Source organism: Lyngbya sp. PCC 8106 (genome assembly GCF_000169095.1).
GTDB lineage: Bacteria > Cyanobacteriota > Cyanobacteriia > Cyanobacteriales > Microcoleaceae > Capilliphycus.
In genome coordinates, this window is sequence record NZ_AAVU01000018.1 from 35534 (window position 1) to 56148 (window position 20615).

Consider the following 20615-nt stretch of genomic DNA (forward strand, 5'->3'; position numbering starts at 1 on the left):
GTCTGACCGCAAGACCGCACTAGACTCACCGCACTTTGCGCTGTTCCCTGTTCCCTGATCCGGCGTTCCCTGTTCCCTAGCGCGTAGCGCTATATATAGAGCAACTCAATTCCGTGAGTACAACAATTCTCCTCCCTAACTCGGTTCGGGTTGGAAAATATGTCCTAAGCCAAGCTCATACCACTCTATATAAGAGACAAGGTATGCAAATGCTGAATCATCATCTGACTCGATCAAAAGCAGAATGTCTAAAATTTTCTATTTTGTAACTTTAGTAACAGAAATTTGACGATTGTTTACTCTTTTTTGAGCCGTTCATCTAATAAAAAGAGAAACGTTGATGATGAATAATTTTTGTTTTTTATTCGACCAAATAAATAAAACAATGGTAAAATAGCTTATCTTCTTTTTAGGACGATAGAGTGTAAATCCTCTCCTCAAAAGATATAAAATAACTCTATCTTGGGTTGGCAACCTTATTATCTAATCTATCTAGAACCTTTTCACATTCGTTACTCTAGATAGAGAAAAATCCTGATAATCGACTGAACTGAGACATTAGATAATTCCTCTCATCAAATTTTAAATAATATTTTTTTGCTTTTATTCAAAAAGTGAAATTAGGAGTAAAATTACTTATAGAACACCAAAGATATCAAGAAGTAGCCTTGAGATTGTAGGAAGAAATACAACACTCTCAAATCTCACTTACTTTTCGATCACTTTTGGCTAACTTTCAGGTAACACACCCACCCATAAAACTACTGGAACACATTACTTTGTTCTTACTGACAGGGCTATAGGATTGTTTTAATCTAAGAACATACCGAACAAAACAACCTCTCTTTAAAGCACCTGGAGGGTCTAACTCATGAAAAGCACAATCAAAGCATTCGTCACCACTGCTATCGTAACTGCTGGTTTAGTCGTTGGTATTTCCCAAGCCAAAGCTCAACCTGATACTTTTACTCAAGAACGGGTTGTCTTTCAAACTGTTGAAATTGACGCCGAAAACAATCAATACGGTACGGTTCCCATGATTGTACGGGAAACCTACGACACTCGTTATCCTGGTCTTCTCGGTGGAAATTCTTTACTGAAACGGGAAGTCGTCCAGGTTGCATCTGAACCTTTAGTAATTTGGCAAGTTACTCTTTCTTCTAGTGATCCTCAAGGATCTTACACTCCTGACCGTCGCGCTGCGGCAGTTAGCACTCGTTTAACAAACTTGGCTGACTCTTTAGGTGTGACCTCTTTAGAAGAAATGTACCAAGCCGGAGTCGTTAACTACGAAGGCGTAATCTTCGCCTCAGAAGAACCCGGTGACGCTAACTTCCAAAATGTAGTGTTCACTTTATCTCCAGGAAATCGGGATCAAGGCGACGTGTTCGTTGAACACCTCCAAGACTTTGGAGATGCAACTGCGAGTGGTGAGCCGCTTTACAACTAATTGAGCTTACCCCAAGAATTTCAGGAGTTGTCAAAAACCGCTCATAGATACAGATGTTATTGTACAACTCCTGTCTTTCTCCAAAGCTAAACGCTGCTCAACTTATTGATCGCCTTGATTGAAGAATCGTCAACCTTTAGAACTTCACGAGGGCTAACCATGAAAGCAATACAACTCACTACCGCACTGCTTCTATTGTCTAGCTTTGCCAATCCCTCCGCAGCTCAAGAAGAAATCTCCGCAGTGACAACAACTTCTTATTCTAGAGTGCAAGAGGTTCACGAGACTAACAATCAAGTTATTGATCAAAATCTCAACAATAATCAGTTGAGCGTCAGTTTAGATCAATTAGAAGTTCAGTCTCAACCTGGGCTATCGCGCAACAATCTCAATCAAGTGAGTGAAAATATTAACTCACAGATGGATAAAAATCATCAGAGATGGGAAGTAGAAGTTGACTGGGAGAATAACAAACTCAAACGTTACTTCTAGTTTCTATGAACTCGGTCAAGAAAGCATCTATTCCACAGAGCAACGAAAGCTCAAACCTCACCATCACAGAAGCCTGCATTATGGCGATCGCCATGATCACCGCTCTCAGTCTTCAGGCTCATGCTAAGTCACAAAACCGTCAACTGGCAGCGAACCTCGAATCAGACTTTGAATCTTTAACAGAGTGTAAGACTTCTGAGATGAAAATCTCCAATCAAGTTGGACAATGAAGCTTTCTGACATCTAGAAAAAGTCCATCACCTCAGTGCTGCTCACCCTGCAATTATCTCAATTCAACTATCTCAACCCGATCAACAGGAGAATCTATCATGTTTGGCAGATCCATCAAACCCAACAACCAAAGCCTGAATAACCCCTTCAAAATTTCTGCTGCTCTTGCTTTAGTCACGATTGGAATGTTCGGTGTGATCTCCGAAACTCCGAGAACACCTTCGGCTCGATACCACAACGAAGATCATACCGAAGAAATCAATCGGATTAGACAAGGTGGAGTCACCATCTATCGCTACGAAGTGACAGACCCGACAACAGGTTCAGAGATTTCTGTCTCCAAAATTCAAAACCAGTAATCTTGGAGATGAGAGTTTCTCCGGTCAGCAGGTACAAGAAGTAGAGTGACAACAACTCAGAGATGTCGGTTGATTGACGAATCATCGACAAACTCATAAAAACCACAGATCGGTTAAAAATCGTTGAAGTCCAACCAAACGTGAAAGCAGTTAAGACAAGCCTTGTAACGACAGATAAGAAACCGGAATTGCCCAACTCAGAGCTTTCATTTGTTGAACTTGTTCTGGAGAAGGACTAGAGCCATCGCTATAACGATAGACCTTATCTGCGGAGAGGGCAAACTTAGAACGACCGTTAATGCCAATCAGTTCACCTCGTTGGTTAAACACCGGGCCACCACTCATTCCACTACGAATGTCGTTGGTATAACCCAGTTGATACCCTTCAACTAAGCTTCGGTTCGGTACCATTCCCACTTGACCTTGAGTGAGTTGAAACGGCCGATTTCCCCACTCCCGAGTGTCTTGCATCCGTCCTGGACTATTCAACCAATTCGGAAATCCCGCAGCAACGACTGTTTCTCCGACTGCAACCCGACTGCTATCTCCCCGCTTTGCCACTTGATAGGAGCCACTACTATTAAACTGTAGTACCGCAACATCAAGATTTCGGGATAAAGATACCAGGCGGCCTCCGTGCATTTGGCCATCTGCGGTCAAAATCATAAAATTGCCGGAGTTATTTTCAACAACATGAGCATTTGTGACAACTGTGTATCCTTGTCCAGAACGATTGATAATTACGCCCGACCCAACACTTCGGTTGGCAAAAACTCTTACTGTTACCTTTTGTGCCATTTCAGAGATCGAAGCCGGGACATTTTCGGAAGGAGAAGGGGAAGACATCGTGTAACCCACAGAATAGGAAGGAGTTTGGCTATCTGCCGCCGGGAGATTAGCCCCCAGGAACAATAACGATGCGCCAATGACCTGAGATCCCAATAAGACTGTTTTTAAAAGTGAACGAGACGCTTGAGAAACGGCAGCAAAACGGTTTTTATTTGATTTGTATTGTACAGAAAGCATAATATTCAGTGTTTTTGTTGTAAATCGTGTTTTTTTGAAAAAAATATTGAGATTGCCTCAGCGCGATCGTGTTGATCAGCTTCAGTCAATCCTTTCTAAAATCAGGATACCCAAATTTAAAAAGATAAAATTCGCACCACCGTCTTAGTCAGCTAGCCTAGCAGTTAGAGTCGCAAACGGCAAGATCAAACTCGGGATCAAACAATATAGCCGTGAACTACTGATGATTGGCCGCGTTTCTGAAAATGCAATTGCTGATTCTGATTCAAAATCTATCCAGAGAAAAAGACATGAGGTTAATAATATAGGAGAACGACCCCAAATGTATCCGACTTGAGGAGAGTTTGAAAAAAACCCCAAATCGTAATCTGCTAGAACACATCGCTAAAATAAAGGTTGACTTTCAGCACCATGTATAGTGTTGTCACGGGAAACTTACCCATCAGGGACTCGGGTTGATTGTTCAGAGGGACTAATGGAATATATCAGGCGACCGAATCACAAGACCAGCAAGCCCAGGCTTCGCGATCACAATAATTTTCAATCATCCGGTGCAGCGTCTTTTCTATCTTGTCAACTTCCCGATAGACAGACTCTTGGTGAACCTTTCTTTCGACAGGGGGCTTCCGGCTCCAACCTTTCAACAACGCTTGATCTCGATTGGCTACTCGCCGCTTATCAAAGCCTCTCTCAAGAACTCGAACTTGACAAACTCCTGCTGACCCTGATCAATCTTATCCTCGAAACCGAAATGGTCAGTCAGGCGTGGTTGATTTTAGAAAAATCCGGGGATTGGGTAATCGAAGCTTCTGGAAGTCTTGAGTCGAATTCTATACAAATCTTAAAATCCCTACCGTTAGAAACAGCCGAAAGTTCCCTCTTGATGCCGATTGTGAATCGTGTCCTTCACCTTCAAACTTCTCTGGTGTTGAATGATATTTCTCAAGAGGTTGATTTGATTCCGAGTTGTCTGATTCAACCCCAATCTTTATTCTGTTTTCCCCTCCGATGTCAGGATAAACTCATTGGGGTTTTGTATTTAGAAAACTATTTGATTACGAACGCTTTTACACCCGCTTTTCAAGAACTCCTCAACCGCCTGTCTCCTCAAATCGCAATTTCATTAAATAATGCTTACCGCTACAATCATCTTCATCAAACAGTAGCTGAACAGACTCAAGCACAAGAACAAGCAATTTGTGAATTAAAACAAACACAAAAAAAACTTGTACAATCCGAGAAAATGGTCGCTCTCGGACAACTGATTACTGGCATTGCTCACGAAATTAATACTCCTTTAGGGGCAATTTATGCTTCTGTTCAAAACCTATCTAACGCCCTAGAACATACGTTAGAAAAACTGCCACTTCTTCTCAAAGAACTTTCGACAACTCAGCAAGAAGATTTTCTGACTTTACTCGCCGCAACCCGCCCCAGTAATCTCCCCCTATCTTTTCGGGAAGAACGTCAGTTAAAACGAACATTAGAAAAAGAGTTAAGCAACCACAAAATCGAACAAGCAGAAACCCTCGCTTCAATGTTAGTCGAAATAGGAATCACAGATATAGAACCTCCTCTATTACGCCTTTTAAAAGCGTCTAACGCGATGATGATTTTAGAGACTGCTTATTATCTGGTGTTGCAATATAGAAATAGTGAAAATATTAAATTAGCCGTTGATAAAGCTTCCACGATTGTTACAGCACTGAAAGAGTATGTGCATTCAGATCGCTGTAATTGCATGATTACCGCCCAAATTTCTGAGGAGATTGATACCGTTTTAGTCCTTTACCAACATCAGTTGAAACAAGGCATTCAAGTGAGTACCACCTATGAAAATCTACCCGGAATTCGGTGTTATCCTGAACAACTCAATCAAGTTTGGGCGAATCTCATTCAGAATGCAATTCAGGCGATGGGAACTCAGGGGAAACTAGAGATTACTGGAACTTGCCATCAGAACTTTATCCGGATACAAATTACCGATTCCGGTTGTGGGATTCCGATCGAGATTCAAGACCAAATTTTTGACCCGTTCTTCACCACAAAAGCAGCAGGAGTGGGAACAGGTTTAGGATTAGATATTTGCCGCCAGATTGTCGAGCAACATCAGGGACATATTGAAGTGGAGAGTCAACCGGGACGGACAAGTTTTACGGTATGGATACCTATTGATAACACCGCTAAATCTTAGATAGAAATTTGTTCAGATTGAACTGATTGGGTGGAAATTTTAGCTTATCCTCTGATCAAGGTGGGAAAATAGTCTGTCTTGAAACCGACTATTTCGGTAGGGTTAATCGCATCATTCATCTGTTGACTCGCTCATCCGAGGGGGTCAATTTAGTCAGGAATCAATTCCATACTTAGTAAAAATTACGATTGGGGTTAAGATTTCCTTGATTCATTTTAATCAGTCCACATCATAAACTATAATATGCACTTTAAATTGATATTTTTAAAATCTAGACCTGAAAAATAAAATAAAAGTTAAAAATCTCTATAAAAACTTCTAAATATCCCGGCGAAAAGATTAGAAAAACCTCAAATTTAGAGGGGAAAGTGATGGGAAAACCTACTATTATTTGTGTAGATGATGAACGAGTTGTGCTGATTAGTCTCCGAAATCAGCTCTTACCCTATTTGGGAGAAAAATACAACGTTGAACTGGCAGAAAGTGGAGAAGAAGCACTAGAAATTATCGAAGAACTACAACTCGATCAGATTGAAATTCCCCTGATTATTTCTGATCTAATCATGCCCAATATGACCGGGGATGAACTTCTCAAACAGATTCACGAACGCTCTCGTAAAACCTTAAAAATTCTGCTCACCGGACAAGCAAGTACCGACGCAATTGGCAATGCTGTCAATTCTGCAAGTCTCTATCGCTATATTGCTAAACCGTGGAGTGAAACCGATCTATGTTTGACGGTAACAGCCGCTTTACGAAGTTATCAACGAGACAAACAACTCTCAGAACAAAACGCCGCCCTCCATAAAATTAATCAAGAATTAGAACAACTCAATGCCTCTCTTGAACAAAAAGTGGCTGAACGAACTTGGGAACTTGAAGAAAAAAATCGTCTACTTAAACGTGAAGAAGAACAACTGAGAAAAAGTGAAGAACGGTGGCAGCTCGCCTTACGAGGAAGCAATGATGGGATTTGGGACTGGAATGTTCAAACCAATGAAAGCTTCTATTCGCCCCGTTGGAAAGAAATGTTAGGGTATGAAGATCATGAAATCGGAAACACCCTTGATGAATGGTCAGAGCGAGTTCATCCTGAAGATTTACCTCCAACTTTAGCTGCAATTGAAGACCATATTAAGCGCAAAACCACTTACTTTACCTTTGAGTTTAGAATGCGCTGTAAAAATGGTGAATATAAATGGATTTTATCTCGCGGACAAGCCTTATTTGATGAAAATGGGGAAGCCGTTCGGTTTGCCGGATCTCATGCCGATATTAGCGATCGCAAACGAGCCGAAGAAGCACTCGAATATCGCGCCCAAAAAGATAACTTGCTCAGTCGTATTTCCGAACAGTTTCTCAACCAAGATACTGATACAGCCATTCATCTCACCTTGGAAGCGACAGGTGAATTTATGGATTGTGATCGGGTCTATGTTTTTCGGTATACCGATAATCATACGAAGCTCACTCAAACTCATGAATGGTGCGCCCTCAATGTTCCATCTTTCATTCAAGATTATCAAGGTGTTCCGATTGAAGTTTTTCCTTGGTTTGTGCAAACGATTTTGAAAGGAAAACCTTTTCAAGTTTCCAGTATTACTCAATTACCGGATGAAGCCGAAGCAGAAAAAGCTGAACTTAAGCGTCTGACGACTCAATCTTTATTAATTCTTCCCATGCAATTAACCGGGGCAGATGTTAATCAAAATGTAGGGTTTATTGGTCTTGACAATGTGCGATCGCCAAGAGTTTGGACTCAAGAGGATATTAATTTAGTGCAACGAGTCGGAGCGTTAATTGCGATTGCTCAAGCTAAAAATGAAGCTGAACGGGCTTTACGAGACTCAGAAGCCAGATTTGCTGGAATTTTAGATAATGCAGACGAAGCGATTATTTCCATTGATGAAACTCAACACATCACTCTTTTTAATCAAGGTGCAGAAAAGATTTTTGGTTATTCTCAAGCCGAAGTTCTCGGTCAAGCCCTCGATATTTTACTCCCGTTACGATTTGTTGACGCTCATCATCAGCATATCCAAGATTTCACTCAAGCCCCATTATCGGCTCGTAAAATGAGCGAACGAAATACGGTATTTGGACGGCGACGGGATGGTGAAGAATTTCCGATTGAAGCTTCAATTTCTAAGTTAGAACTTGGAAATAAACGAATTTATACTGCATTTGTTCGGGATATTACCAAACGGAAACGAGCCGAAGAAGAACTCAAGCGGGCTAAAGCAGCAGCCGATAGTGCGAGTCGGGCAAAAAGTGAATTTTTAGCCAATATGAGCCATGAATTAAGAACACCTTTAAATGGTATCTTAGGATATGCTCAAATTTTACAACGGGATAAAAATATTACCCCACAGCAACGAAAAGGTTTAGGAGTGATTAAACAATGTGGTTCTCACCTATTGACATTAATTAATGATATCCTTGATCTCTCTAAAATTGAAGCTCAAAAACTTGAACTTCATCCGACAGATTTTGATTTTTTAACCTTTCTTTGTGGTGTGTCAGAAATTTGTCGAGTTCGGGCTGAACAGAAGAATATTTCTTTTACTTATCAAACCAGTCAACATCTCCCTAAAAGTCTTCATGCGGATGAAAAACGAGTCCGTCAGGTGTTGATTAATTTGATTAGTAATGCCATTAAGTTTACCGATACAGGGTGTGTAATCTTTACGACTGAACTGATCGAAAATGGCATGGCAAAGGTTTGTGATGTCGGACATCCAGATCAATGTTTTACGCCTCCTCAATGTGCAACTCACAAAATTAGATTTTTAGTTCAAGATACGGGAATTGGTATTCCTTCTGAACAAATAGAGAAGATTTTTATTCCGTTTGAACAAGTCGGTGATCGCTTTCGTAAAGCTGAAGGTACGGGATTAGGATTAGCGATTACCCAAAAAATTGTCTCAATGATGGGGAGTACATTAAATGTGGAAAGTGTTGTTGGGAAAGGGAGTAAATTTTGGGTTGATTTGGATCTACATGAATCTTCAGAATGGGTTGATGCAAGTTTGATTATGCCTGCAATTATTAGAGGGTATAAAGGTAAAAAATATACAATATTAGTAGTTGATGATCGTTGGGATAATCGCTCAATTCTGATTAATATGTTAGAACCGCTTGGTTTTCAACTGGTAGAAGCAACTCACGGTGAGGAAGGGGTTGAAAAAGCAATTATCTGTCAACCTGATATTATTATTACGGATTTAGTCATGCCACAAATGGATGGATTTGAAATGACTCGAAAACTCCGCCAAATTCCAGAATTTAAGCACACTAATATTATTGCAACTTCTGCAAGTGTTTTTAGTTTGGATCGTCAAAAAAGCCAAGAATCAGGTTGTGATGCTTTTTTACCTAAACCGTTACAGCTTGAAGATTTGTTAGAAACTTTACAGACTTTACTGCAAATCTCTTGGATATATGAAGATAATGAAATCCCAACAGGTATGAGTTATTCTGCAAAATATGATAAAAATGTAGATGTCTTGCTTCCTGATAATTCAGAGTTGATTGCTGTCAAAGAAGCTTTAGAAATTGGTGATTTTGAAACAATTGAGCAGGAAGCTGAAAGACTTAAATCTCTAGATCAAAGTTACATTGGCTTTGCGGTTAAACTTTTGGAAATGGCACAGGAATTTGACGAAGAAGGTATTATAAACCTAATCAAATAAAGTTACTTTATAGGAGTTAAGTTATGATGGAAAACAGACAACAAGAACTGATTTTAATTGTTGATGACAATCCTACAAATATTAAAGTATTGTCTGATTTTTTAAAGGATTTTGGCTTTAAAGTTTTAATTGCAAAAGATGGTGAAAGTTGTCTCCACAAACTCGAAAAAATTAAGCCAGATTTAATTTTGTTAGATGTGATGATGCCTGGAGTTGATGGGTTTGAAACCTGTCGCCGCATTAAAGCTTTAGACTCTACCAAAGACATTCCCGTAATTTTTATGACTGCTTTAACAGATCCCGTAGATAAACTTAAAGGATTTACTTTGGGTGCCGTTGACTATATTACAAAACCTCTACAACATGAAGAAGCAATCGCCCGAGTTAATGTTCACCTAAAATTACGCAGTTTAACCAAACAACTTGAACAACAAAATCACCTACTCGAAGAAAAAAATCAACTTTTACAAGAAGAAATTCGCTATCGAAAACTAGCAGAATCTGCCTTTAGATTATCAGAAGAAAAGTTTTCTAAAGCCTTTCGCTGTAGTCCTCATCCTCTAACGATCAGCACCCTCGCCGAAGGACGATATATCGAAGTGAATGAAAGCTTTTGTCGCTTAACGGGTTATAGTTTTGATGAAGTTATCGGAAAAACAGCCGATGATTTAGACTTTTGGGTAAACCCAGATGATCGACAACGAGTAGTTCAACAATTACAATCAGAAGGAACAATTCGCAATCAAGAATTTAATTATCGAACTAAATTAGGAACGATTAGAACCGTACTCTTATCCGCAGAAATATTGGAATATGACGGACAAGATTATTTACTCACGATTCCCAACGATATCACTGATCGCAAACAAGCAAAAGCTGTTGTTCAACGCGCAACTGAGGAATTAGAAAGGATTACAACGATTGATGATTTAACCCAAATTGCCAACCGTCGGCGCTTTGAAGAATATCTGGGTCAACAATGGGGAAAACTCGGACGTGAACAAGCTCCTTTATCTTTTATCTTATGCGATGTTGACTACTTCAAACACTACAATGATACTTACGGTTATGAAGCTGGAAATGACTGTTTAAAAGTAATTGCTCAAGCCCTTTTACAAACCACTCGTAGCCCGGCGGATCTGGTTGCTCGTTATGGGGGTGAAGAATTTGCAGTCGTTCTTCCTCATACAAATTCCTCAGAAGCTTCCCAAGTGGCTGAAGCAATTTGTTCTTTCATTCAACAACTTCAAATTCCTCATAGTCAATCTAACGTTAGTGAATTTGTTACCTTAAGTTTAGGGGTTTCTAGTGTTGTTCCCAGTTCAGAATCTTGTCCCGCAGAAGCCTTAATGAGTGCCTCGATTAGAGCTTTATCTCAAGCGAAACAACGGGGACGGGATACCTATTCTTTACATCCAGAACCTCAATTGGCTTGAGAACGAAAATGCTCTATATTTAGGCGTGTATACTCAACTTTAATACAGCGATCCATAATCAGATTTAAACTAGAATTATCAGCAACTTTAGTCACAGTTTCATCCATCACGCCCAACTGTCCCCAAACCGTTTTTGCTTGAATTGCGATCGCTTCTGAGACAATTTCAGATCAAAATTCTGATAACACCGCTTGACCCTCTAGATTTAAGTTTGCCATTAGACTGTGTAACAAGCAAAACCAATCTCTAATTTATTGCCATTTGTAGGAAAACTAGATTATCTTAGGTTTTGGTAGTGTTTACATTTCTTAACTCCCGTGTCAGATTTCGCTTATTCCAGTCCGCCCACTTCTCGTTCTCGCTACGATGGTTGGTCTTTAGATGAACGCGATCCCGATTATATTAACGCTTTAATGCCCTTTTGGGAATGGTTTTATCGCTACTATTTTCGAGTTCAAACCGATGGTTGGCATCATATCCCCTCTGAAGGGAAAATTTTGCTTGTCGGTTCTCACAATGGCGGTTTAGCTTCACCGGATACACATATGTGTCTGTATGACTGGTTTCGGCGGTTTGGGAGCGATCGCTTACTTTATGGGTTGATGCACCGGAATATGTGGAAAGTAGCCCCTTCAGTGGCGAGTCAGGCGGTCAAATGTGGCGCTGTGGTTGCTCATCCGCGAATGGCGATCGCCGCTTTTCAACGGAATGCAGCAGTGGCGGTCTATCCTGGAGGCGCTGAGGATGTTTTTCGTCTCCATTCTATGCGAAATCAAATTTGTTTTGCGGGACGTAAAGGCTTTATCAAATTGGCTTTACGAGAAGAAGCTGATATTATCCCGGTGATTTCTTGGGGCGCTCACGACACTTTAATTGTCTTAGCAGATTGTTACAAACAAGTCAAACAATTACATGACTTGGGAATGCCTTGGTTCATGGATATTGACCCTGAAGTTTTTCCGATTTATCTCGGTCTTCCCTGGGGAATTAGCATCGGGCCATTGCCTAATTTGCCCCTGCCTGTTCAGATGTATACCCGAATTTGTGCGCCGATTCATTTTGAACGGTCTGGCCGAGAAGCTTCTCAAAATCAGGATTATGTTGATGTTTGTTATCAACGGGTTAAGACTCAAATGCAGCAAGAACTTGACGCTTTAGTGGCATCAGTTGAGGCACAAGATCGCTAATGATATTAAATTAATCTTGTTGGTGCTTTTTGTCTGATTTGTTTTACTTTTTGTAATCATTTTCGAGAAGTGGCTTTAAACTATCTTTACGAAGATATTTACTTGTTTTTAGAGAAAACTGTGATAAGATAGTCTATTAAATAAGTAAAATATACAGAATTTATTGTAGGGGATCAATGAAATATGCCGAAAGAAGGATTTGTAAGGGATATGGCTGATGACAAACTGGATGGATAAGTAGAAAAAGATTTATCCTGCTTTTCTATGACTCTAGAATTGTCGGAATGATAGAGATTCATATCGGTTTACATCCCCACAGTCTGAATTCGGGAATGAATTGAACCTCACTTTAAAATTTTTACTCAATTACACAATCGGTGTTTAAAATGACGACTACAACACAAAAATCCATTCAAACGGTAACAAAACAAGCAGTTCACTGTCCTAATTGTGGTGCATTAGCCGAACGTTGGCACTACAGCGATCGCACTCAAACTGAATGCGGAGTTTGTGACTATTTGATGGTCACTTGTCCGCAAACGGGAAATGTGATCGAAGCACAGGCACCAGGTCTTTATGCCAGTAAATTACAGTCTGTTAAATCGGTTGTTTTTGATGTGAAGTAGCCTTGAGAAGCTAAAATAAGGAGGGGTTAACTCTCCTTTAACTTCATCTCAATACTAAGGTTTTCAACAAGAGAAAAATATCCTTAGAAAAGAGTCAAAGTGTTTGCTAATTTTGAGAAGCATTGACTTGAGAAGCCCGTAACTGTCCGCAAGCTGCATCCGCTTCTAAACCGCGAGAATACCGCACACTGACGGCAATATGTCGCTCTTTTAACGCTTTCATAAAGGTATTAATTTGTGGTGAAGTCGGACGCTGATAATCCACTTCAGAAATAGGATTATAAGGAATTAAGTTCACATGGCTTTGAAAGCCGCGTAGATGAGTTGCTAGTTCAATCGCGTGTTCGGGTTTATCATTGAAATTTGCGAGAAGAATATATTCAAAACTGACTCGTCTTCCGGTTGTATTGACATATTCTCGACAATCTGCAATCAGTTTTTCGAGGGGATAATGGTCAGCACTAGGAATTAACTTTTCTCGTAGCTTTTGGTTAGAAGCGTGTAAACTGACTGCGAGAGTAACTTGAAGTTGATAGCCCGCAAAATCACGAATTTGTTGGGGAATTCCTACAGTTGAAACCGTGATCATTCGCTGTCCGATACCTACATCTTGATTAAGAGATTTAATCGCCGCCACGACATTTTTTGTATTCAGCAGAGGTTCTCCCATTCCCATAAATACAATATGGCTAACTCGTCGCCCAAAATCTTCTTGAACCGTTAATACTTGGTCAATAATTTCATGGGTTTCTAAATTGCGAACAAATCCCCCTTTTCCCGTTGCACAAAAATCACAAGCCATCGGACAACCAACTTGAGAGGAAACACAAACTGTTAGGCGCTTTTCGGTGGGAATTCCAACGGTTTCAATGATATTATTATCCGCTAACTTTAACAGATATTTAACCGTTTGATCAGGCGCAACTGATCGATAATGAATTGTAGAACGACCAATAGAAAAATTTGCCACAGTTTCTCGCCATTGTTTCGGAAAAACTGTGATTTCTGATAGAGATTTACTACCCTTTTGATAAATCCATTGATAGAGTTGTTTGCCGCGATAGGCAGGTTGTCCTTGTTCTTGAACCCAATTCGTTAATTCTTCTAAAGACAACCCCAGTAAAGGGACTTGAGAGGATTTAATTGTTAACATAGAAAGTAATTATAAAAATCTAATTTATAAAAATAATAACACAAAATAACAACCTAACTGTCGGGACGGGTTCTCCAACAATGAGACTAACAGATCACCTCAATCAACCCGCCCAACTCAGTATTCAAGAAGAAGGCGAATTAGTCACACCCTTTTTTTGATGACTTAAAAAATCTTTTAATCGCACTAAATTGATCGTTTGACCTAAATTCAATGGAATCACCGAAATTCCTTCAAGTCGGGACTGAATCCAACCCTCACCCCAATACCATTCGTGAAAACCATCTATTCCCTGACTCAACAGGAAACGGAGACAGTTCGACTCCGCCACATCCACATAATGCTGAATAGTAACAGGCCCGATAGAACTGGTAAACGTCATCCCAGTTTGAAACTGTTCCGGAAGCCCGGGTGAAAACTGTTGAGGCCATAACCATTGTTGAAGCTGACTTGGACGCAATAAACTCTCGCGAATCGCCACTTCTGACGCTTCGACTTCAATACGAAGATTGCTTTGTTGAAAAGTACCCAGCATAGTCTTTTAAAGTTGTTAGTCAGAAGTTCAGGAGTATAGTCAGGATAATTGAGGAATTACCCGTACAGGAGTTCAAATGGGATTGATAGCTTTTTACAGAAAACACTAATCACTGTCTTATATGGTAAGCGATTGACGCGCGCTGCGTCATTGACAGAGGCAATCGCACTCGACCTCAGCCAAGACCTCAGAAAAAACTACAATAGTGAAGAATAGGTAGTGTAAAGAAATGTAAGCATGGCTGATCAACTGATTCGCGCTACGGCGGCGGCCGATGGAATTCGGGCGGTGGGAGTCATAACAACCCGCTTAACCGAAGAAGCCAAACAACGCCACAAACTTTCCCCTATTGCCACAGCCGCCTTGGGTCGCACAATGGCAGCAGGATTATTATTGGCTTCGAGTATGAAGCAACCCGAAGCGAGAGTCAACATTCAAATTAAAGGAGACGGTCCCCTTGGTCGAATCTTCGTTGATGCCGGGTTAGATGGTACTGTCCGAGGCTATGTCGAAAATCCTGAAGTTGAACTTCCACCCAACGAAAAAGGAAAACTCGACGTTGGAGGTGCTGTTGGTCGCAATGGGTTTGTGTATGTGGTGCGGGATGAAGGCTATGGCTACCCTTATTCGAGTACCGTAGAATTAGTTTCTGGTGAAATCGGCGACGATTTAACTTACTATATTCTCAACTCCGATCAAACCCCTTCTGCTTTAGTGTTGGGGGTGTTTGTCGATAGTGATGGCGTCCAAGCCGCAGGAGGAATATTACTACAAGTCCTGCCCAAAGCCGCAACCGATGAAGAATTAGTAAAGACCCTAGAATCTCGTGTAGAAAAATTATCAGGGTTTACTCCCCTACTACGTCAGCGTAAAACGTTACCTGACATTTTCCAACACCTGTTGGGGGATATGGGCTTAAATATTCTACCCACGGCGCAAATCGTCCGCTTTGATTGTAGTTGTTCCTTTGAACGAGTCTTAAACGCTTTAAAAATGTTTGGACAAGCCGAACTCCGGGACATGATCGAAAAAGACAACGGCGCCGAAGCCAAGTGTGAATTTTGCGGGGAAGTCTATCAAGCCAATTGTGATCATCTCTCTCAATTGATTGAGGAGTTGCGATCGCGAACCGATTCACCTAAGATTCGGAAAAGATCGATCCTATTTTGATGGCAGCTTGGTAAAGTTGTAAATTGTAATCGGATCGAGACTAAAATCAAAACCCTGGTCATGCCAAATCAGGATGGGGGAGTCGGGGAGCATAGGAATCATCGAGTTAGAGCAGTTGTATACCAATGGCCGCTATACTCTGAGCTTGAACCTCTCTCCCCCTTCATCTTACGGTAGATGATCGCCCCTACTTCTACTGTTGGGTCGGGAGTCAGGCGTGTGTGTGGTGAGAGCTGTTTTGGGTTAGCGTACCTATGAGTGAAAAGCACAATCAACAAAGCCGTTGGATAGAACGATTATCCGCGCAACCAGAAAAAGATCCTCAATTGTCCGTACAACATTCGTCGCTGCGGAAAAGTCGTGCTGAACGACTTAAGGAGTTGCGGGCGTTGTTGGAGTCGGGGGTTGAGGAAAAATCAACTCAAACACCAAAGCCAGACCCCGAACCCCAAAAAGTTATTCCGCAAAAAGTGATTCCGCCAACTTTGACGATTCCTCCGGCTGAACCCATCTTGACACCGCCACCCCAGCAGACCTCCAAGCCGTCTAAGGGAAGGCTGCTGCTGAAGCTAACGCCGTTGTGGTTGGTATTGATGATCATCACCCCAGGTGGAGTGGGATATTTAGCCAGTTCGATGCTGTTGCGATCGCCTTCGTTACCCAATTGTCCGAAAATCTTCTGGCCAATCGCTTCGGCTTCCTTGCGTCTTTACTGTGCAGAAACAGCCGCCAAAAAAGAAACGGTTTCTGATTTATTGGTCGCAATTGAATTGATTGATAGTTTGTCGAAAACTCACCCCTTGCGTCCAGAAATTAACCGTCGCATAGAACAATGGTCGATGGGTATTTTAGAGGTGAGTGAAAACTTGTATCAAGCGGGTGAACTCAAAAAAGCCATAGAAAGCGCTCGCAAAGTTCCCCAAGATACTCCCGCATTAGCGAAAGTAGAAGAACGGATTAAAGAATGGAATTCTACCTGGAAAGACGCTGAGGAAATTTATCGCAAATCTGAAGATCATTTGCGCCAAGAACAGACGAATTTGGCTTTTCGGGAAGCAAGTCGTTTACTGAATATCGGAAATCAATATTGGGAAACGACAAAGTATCAAGAACTCACCGATTTTGTGCAAATTGTTCGAGAAGAAAGCAAAAAATTGGCAGCCGCCCGTCGCATCGCAGAAGAAGGAGGATTTGATAGTATCATCAAAGCTATCGAACAAGTTGAAGTAATTGGCTCAGAAAGCTATCTGTATGAAAAGGCGAGTAAAGATATTACAGAATACAGCAAAGTTGCCCTGAAACTGGCAGAAGATAATTTAAAATCAGGAGATTGGCAACGTTCGATTAGTATGGCGCAGCAAATCCCTAAACGAGCAAAATTGGATCAAGAGATCGAAGATTTTATCGTCTTGTCTCGCGCTCATATTCCCGCCTCTTTGGATACCGCCGAAGGCTTGAAAGATGCGATCGCTCAAGCTCGAAAAATCAGCCGAGGTCGTCCTTTTCATAATAAAGCTCAACAATATATTCGGAACTGGCAACAAGCAATTGTTGATGTTGCGACTTTAGACAAAGCTCGTAAATTAGCCCGTTCAGGTGCGGTAAAAGACTTAAAAGCTGCTGTGGCTGAACTCAGAAGTATTCCGACCTCTAATCCTCGGGGCGAAGATGCACAGGTTCAGATGGTTCGGTGGACTCAGAAAATTGAAGAAATTGAAGATCGTCCTTTATTAGAAAATGCGGATCAACTCGCCAGTTTTGGTGATGTGAAATCTCTCAAAGAAGCTATTTCTCAAGCTAAACAAATTAGCCAAGGACGGGTGCTTTATGATGAAGCTCAAGATCGGATTTCTGAGTGGACAGAAAGAAGCCAACGCTTAGAATATCAACCTATTTTAGATCGAGCCGTTCAAATTGCTTCCGATGGAGATTTAGCCCGAGCGATTTCTGTTGCTGAACAAATTAAACCCGGAATTGTGCTTTATCCTGAAGCCAAAATGAAGGTTGATGAGTGGAAAGCCGAACTTCAAGATACTAAAAATGTTCAAAATGCAGAAAATATCGCCGCTAGTGGTACTGTCGAAAGCTATGTAAAAGCAATTCAATTAGCATCTCAGGTGTCTCCTTCAAGTTCTTGGCGAGGACGGGCGGATAATTTAATCAGTCAATGGAGTCAAGAAATGTTAGAAATTGGTTTGGATGAGTCGGTTTATGATTTACCGGCGGCGATCGCCACGTTGAAGAAAATTCCTTACGGTACTAATGCTTACAATGCGGCTCAACCTCAAATTCAAACTTGGGAAGAATGGCTAAATCCACCTCCACCTGAACCTGAACCCCCTCGTTCTAATGGTTACAACGACTATGGAAATTATAATGATGGGTACGATAATTATGATAGTTATCAAGATTATAATAGCCAACCCGAGCAACCCAATCCCCAACCTCCAGCCCTTCAACCTCAAACCCCTTCTCAACCCTATAATGATTCTGTAGAGTTGAATAAGCCGCTCACTATTAACAAAGTTTCAGATATTCGATAAACTCAGAATGAGAGTATTTTGTTAACCGTTCTCCTATGAATCTCCGTACCCTTCGTCAATTTCATCGCCAACTCGCACCGATTATTATTCTGCCGTTTTTGATTACTGCAACGACAGGAGTTGCTTATCGTTTAGGAAAAAGTTGGTTCGGTTTGTCTCGCGATCAAGTTCACTTTTTAATGGTGATTCACGAAGGGGAATATCTCGGGAAGCAACTCGAACCGATTTATGTTCTTTTAAATGGGTTGGGGTTGCTATTTATGTTGATTACAGGCATTGTGATTTGGGGAAATAGTCTCAGTAAAGCGAGTTGGTTTCGAGCGTTATTTTCCCGTCCCCAAAAAGAAACCAGTGAATAAAAAATCACTGATGTTCTTCCAAGAAAATGTCTTGATCTTGGGGTTCACTAAACCAGATAATCAGCATTCCAGCAATGGGAATTGAGAGAAATATTCCTAAAATCCCGGCAATTTTTTCCCCCACAAATAAAGCAAAAAAAAGAAACACTGGGTTAATATTTAAGTTGTCTTTCATCAGTTTAGGAGAGATCAGGTTATCTTGAATTTGCTGTACAATTGTTGCGGCAATTAACACTTTAATCGCCATCCAACCTCCTTCAGAGAGAAATACCAATAAACTCACGATAATGACACATAATGTTCCACCAACCCCTGGAATCACATCAATTAAGCCTAAAATAATACTGAGAAATAAAGCATATTGAACGCCTAGAATTTTAAAAGCAATAAACCCAGAAATTGATAAAAATAGCACTAACAAAAACTGAGCGCGAAAAAAACCAATAAAACTTTTTTGAACCGTTAAAGAAAAGCGATCTCGAATTTCAATCGGTACTATTTTTAAGCAAGCTGACCAAATCTTAATCCCATCAATCAGCATATAAACACAAATTACAACAATAAAAATCAAACTTAAAAAGTTAGAAAAAGCACCTTGAACAAAGCCCAAACCCGTTAATAGTCCGGCTTGTAAGGCTTGAATCATCTTTTCAATATTAATAGAATCTAAAAAATTTTCGACCGGATTTACATCAGAATCTTGAACAAAATCAAGTAAACTGGTCACAAATCCTTGTCCTTGATTAACAACCTCTATTCCTAAAACGGCAATCAAACCTATTAATAACCCAAAAGCTGTTGTACAGACAATTGCGATTGAAAAACCTCGGGGAATATAACGAGAAACCTTTTGAACTGGATAATTGAGTAAAGCTGCAAACGTCCCCGAAATTGTAAAAATTACAATTACAGAATAAAAGTAATTAATCAACTGAATGATCGCCCAACCGCACATAAATAGTAATAAAAAACGCAGTAGCGTTGATGTATTAAGCTGTCGCCACATTGACTGAGGATGTTTAGGCATTAATCTAACAAAATTAGATGAAAATTGCTATAGTTTATTTAAGCATAAATTTATAGCTATAGCACTTTGACTGAATATAAAAATAGTAGTCTTGTCTCTTGCTAGTTGGGTTCTTTTTTCAGATTAATAATTTTTCCTAACTCATTTAACAAGACTATACCAGTCCTCAATGATGAGTCAATTATCCCAAAAATGAATAAAAATCATCTCCCCCTCTATATCTCGGGAATTGATTTGGGAATCGATCCGCCAAAAATATCCCCGGATGCCTGCTATTATTCAGCAGTTATCGAATAGTATTTTTATATGTACTTAGCCAGCGCTAGCAGTCGTACAGGTCAACATCAGAGTACACTATTTTGGGTATACAAAGCCTTACAAACCGATGGCATCACACCTTTTTTACGGTTAGGTTTGTATCTTCTTCCATTGAAAAGTATTTTGATGATGCTGACTCAGCCTATCGCTTCTAAGATTGCAAACAAGAATCAATTTTTTATCAAACAAAAATCTGGTTTTTTGAAGTCTAATCGTCCTATGAAAACAATTGAAGAAATGACTCAGCAACAAGTCAATACTGATATTAAAGTAATTGCTGAGAAAATTTTACATCATATTCTTCCTCTATGTTAGAGACAATATCGCCTATGGTCGTCTCGATGCAACTGAAGACGAAATTATTGCCGCCGCTATACAGGCAAATGCCCATGAGTTTATCCTAGAACTGCCTGATAGTTATGATACCAAACTTGGCGATCGCGGTGTTCGACTCTCTGGCGGCCAGCGACAACGAATTGCCCTAGCCCGTGCCATTATTCGCAACCCAGAAATTCTGATTCTTGACGAGGCCACCAACGCCCTAGACACGATTTCTGAACATCTCATCGTTTGTCTACGATTGAAAAAGCAGACCAAATTATTGTACTTGATCAAGGACAAGTTGCTGAACAAGGCAATCTCCAGCATCTTTTACAGCTTAACGGACTCTTTGCCAAACTTCACCGACTGCAATATCATCATTCCCCAAGCTGAAAACTTCACTCAAATAATCTCTATAAAGGATTCAACCCAAAACCCATTTTTTTGATCAAAGAAAGCCAGAGAGTAGAAGTTTATTCGTTTCAAATGTTCATTT

The 20615-nt window shown here is 40.5% G+C and carries 19 protein-coding genes; 14 read left to right on the forward strand and 5 right to left on the reverse strand.

Going from position 1 to position 20615, the window contains the following annotated elements:
* Positions 1 to 871 precede the first annotated feature (871 nt).
* From L8106_RS29615 to L8106_RS13720, 4 genes are all read left to right on the forward strand, one after another.
* The gene (locus tag L8106_RS29615; protein ID WP_009784920.1) at positions 872 to 1450 is read left to right on the forward strand and encodes a COP23 domain-containing protein; all 579 of its coding nucleotides are present in this window, start codon (positions 872 to 874) and stop codon (positions 1448 to 1450) included.
* A gap of 159 nt (positions 1451 to 1609) precedes the next feature.
* Positions 1610 to 1942, forward strand: a complete 333-nt coding sequence (locus L8106_RS13710; RefSeq protein ID WP_009784921.1) for a hypothetical protein — start codon at positions 1610 to 1612, stop codon at positions 1940 to 1942.
* A 5-nt stretch (positions 1943 to 1947) separates the two neighbouring features.
* Entirely contained in the window at positions 1948 to 2172 is a 225-nt protein-coding gene (locus tag L8106_RS13715; protein WP_009784922.1) for a hypothetical protein, read from the forward strand.
* 99 nt (positions 2173 to 2271) lie between these two features.
* The gene (locus tag L8106_RS13720) at positions 2272 to 2532 is read left to right on the forward strand and encodes a hypothetical protein (protein ID WP_009784923.1); all 261 of its coding nucleotides are present in this window, start codon (positions 2272 to 2274) and stop codon (positions 2530 to 2532) included.
* Positions 2533 to 2682: 150 nt separating this feature from the next.
* Here L8106_RS13720 and L8106_RS13725 read toward each other — a convergent pair whose 3' ends face one another.
* Positions 2683 to 3558 (reverse strand): S1C family serine protease, encoded by an 876-nt coding sequence (locus tag L8106_RS13725; RefSeq protein WP_009784924.1) that lies wholly within the window; start codon positions 3556 to 3558, stop codon positions 2683 to 2685.
* Between the two features lie 475 nt (positions 3559 to 4033).
* Here L8106_RS13725 and L8106_RS13730 point away from each other — a divergent pair, with 475 nt between their 5' ends.
* The 3 genes from L8106_RS13730 to L8106_RS13740 all read left to right on the forward strand — a co-directional run bounded on the left by L8106_RS13730 (position 4034) and on the right by L8106_RS13740 (position 10880).
* Positions 4034 to 5752, forward strand: coding sequence for an ATP-binding protein (locus L8106_RS13730; RefSeq protein ID WP_009784925.1), 1719 nt, complete (start codon positions 4034 to 4036; stop codon positions 5750 to 5752).
* A gap of 371 nt (positions 5753 to 6123) precedes the next feature.
* A complete protein-coding gene (locus tag L8106_RS33005) occupies positions 6124 to 9444 on the forward strand; it encodes a PAS domain S-box protein (protein ID WP_009784926.1) in 3321 nt (1106 codons plus the stop codon).
* Between the two features lie 23 nt (positions 9445 to 9467).
* Positions 9468 to 10880, forward strand: a complete 1413-nt coding sequence (locus tag L8106_RS13740; RefSeq protein ID WP_083798408.1) for a diguanylate cyclase domain-containing protein — start codon at positions 9468 to 9470, stop codon at positions 10878 to 10880.
* Here L8106_RS13740 and L8106_RS30535 read toward each other — a convergent pair.
* Positions 10868 to 11044, reverse strand: coding sequence for a CoA-binding protein (locus tag L8106_RS30535; RefSeq protein ID WP_083798409.1), 177 nt, complete (start codon positions 11042 to 11044; stop codon positions 10868 to 10870). The two genes, L8106_RS13740 and L8106_RS30535, sit on opposite strands and share 13 nt — an antisense overlap.
* A 153-nt stretch (positions 11045 to 11197) precedes the next feature.
* Here L8106_RS30535 and L8106_RS13745 point away from each other — a divergent pair, with 153 nt between their 5' ends.
* Positions 11198 to 12067, forward strand: a complete 870-nt coding sequence (locus tag L8106_RS13745) for a lysophospholipid acyltransferase family protein (RefSeq protein WP_009784928.1) — start codon at positions 11198 to 11200, stop codon at positions 12065 to 12067.
* A gap of 386 nt (positions 12068 to 12453) precedes the next feature.
* Complete coding sequence (locus tag L8106_RS13750; protein WP_009784929.1) at positions 12454 to 12693, forward strand: hypothetical protein; 240 nt, start codon at positions 12454 to 12456, stop codon at positions 12691 to 12693.
* 106 nt (positions 12694 to 12799) lie between these two features.
* On the opposite strand, the gene rlmN is transcribed toward L8106_RS13750, so the two are convergent.
* Positions 12800 to 13846: a 23S rRNA (adenine(2503)-C(2))-methyltransferase RlmN gene (rlmN, locus tag L8106_RS13755; RefSeq protein ID WP_009784930.1), complete on the reverse strand. Its 1047-nt coding sequence runs from the start codon at positions 13844 to 13846 to the stop codon at positions 12800 to 12802.
* A gap of 124 nt (positions 13847 to 13970) precedes the next feature.
* Positions 13971 to 14381 (reverse strand): hypothetical protein, encoded by a 411-nt coding sequence (locus L8106_RS13760; RefSeq protein ID WP_009784931.1) that lies wholly within the window; start codon positions 14379 to 14381, stop codon positions 13971 to 13973.
* A 237-nt stretch (positions 14382 to 14618) separates the two neighbouring features.
* On the opposite strand from L8106_RS13760, the gene hslO reads away from it, so the two are divergent.
* The 3 genes from hslO to L8106_RS13775 all read left to right on the forward strand — a co-directional run bounded on the left by hslO (position 14619) and on the right by L8106_RS13775 (position 18453).
* Complete coding sequence (gene hslO / locus L8106_RS13765; protein WP_009784932.1) at positions 14619 to 15551, forward strand: Hsp33 family molecular chaperone HslO; 933 nt, start codon at positions 14619 to 14621, stop codon at positions 15549 to 15551.
* Between the two features lie 254 nt (positions 15552 to 15805).
* Entirely contained in the window at positions 15806 to 18094 is a 2289-nt protein-coding gene (locus L8106_RS13770; protein ID WP_009784933.1) for a hypothetical protein, read from the forward strand.
* A gap of 35 nt (positions 18095 to 18129) precedes the next feature.
* On the forward strand, positions 18130 to 18453 hold the full coding sequence (locus L8106_RS13775) for a hypothetical protein (RefSeq protein ID WP_009784934.1): 324 nt from the start codon (positions 18130 to 18132) through the stop codon (positions 18451 to 18453).
* Positions 18454 to 18457: 4 nt separating this feature from the next.
* On the opposite strand, the gene L8106_RS13780 is transcribed toward L8106_RS13775, so the two are convergent.
* Entirely contained in the window at positions 18458 to 19480 is a 1023-nt protein-coding gene (locus L8106_RS13780; RefSeq protein ID WP_039896286.1) for an AI-2E family transporter, read from the reverse strand.
* Between the two features lie 306 nt (positions 19481 to 19786).
* On the opposite strand from L8106_RS13780, the gene L8106_RS13785 reads away from it, so the two are divergent.
* Together L8106_RS13785 and L8106_RS13790 are read left to right on the forward strand one after the other, a co-directional pair.
* Positions 19787 to 20113: a hypothetical protein gene (locus L8106_RS13785; protein WP_009784936.1), complete on the forward strand. Its 327-nt coding sequence runs from the start codon at positions 19787 to 19789 to the stop codon at positions 20111 to 20113.
* Positions 20073 to 20567 (forward strand): ATP-binding cassette domain-containing protein, encoded by a 495-nt coding sequence (locus L8106_RS13790; protein WP_009784937.1) that lies wholly within the window; start codon positions 20073 to 20075, stop codon positions 20565 to 20567. Before L8106_RS13785 ends, L8106_RS13790 begins: the two co-directional genes overlap by 41 nt.
* Positions 20568 to 20615: the final 48 nt, after the last annotated feature.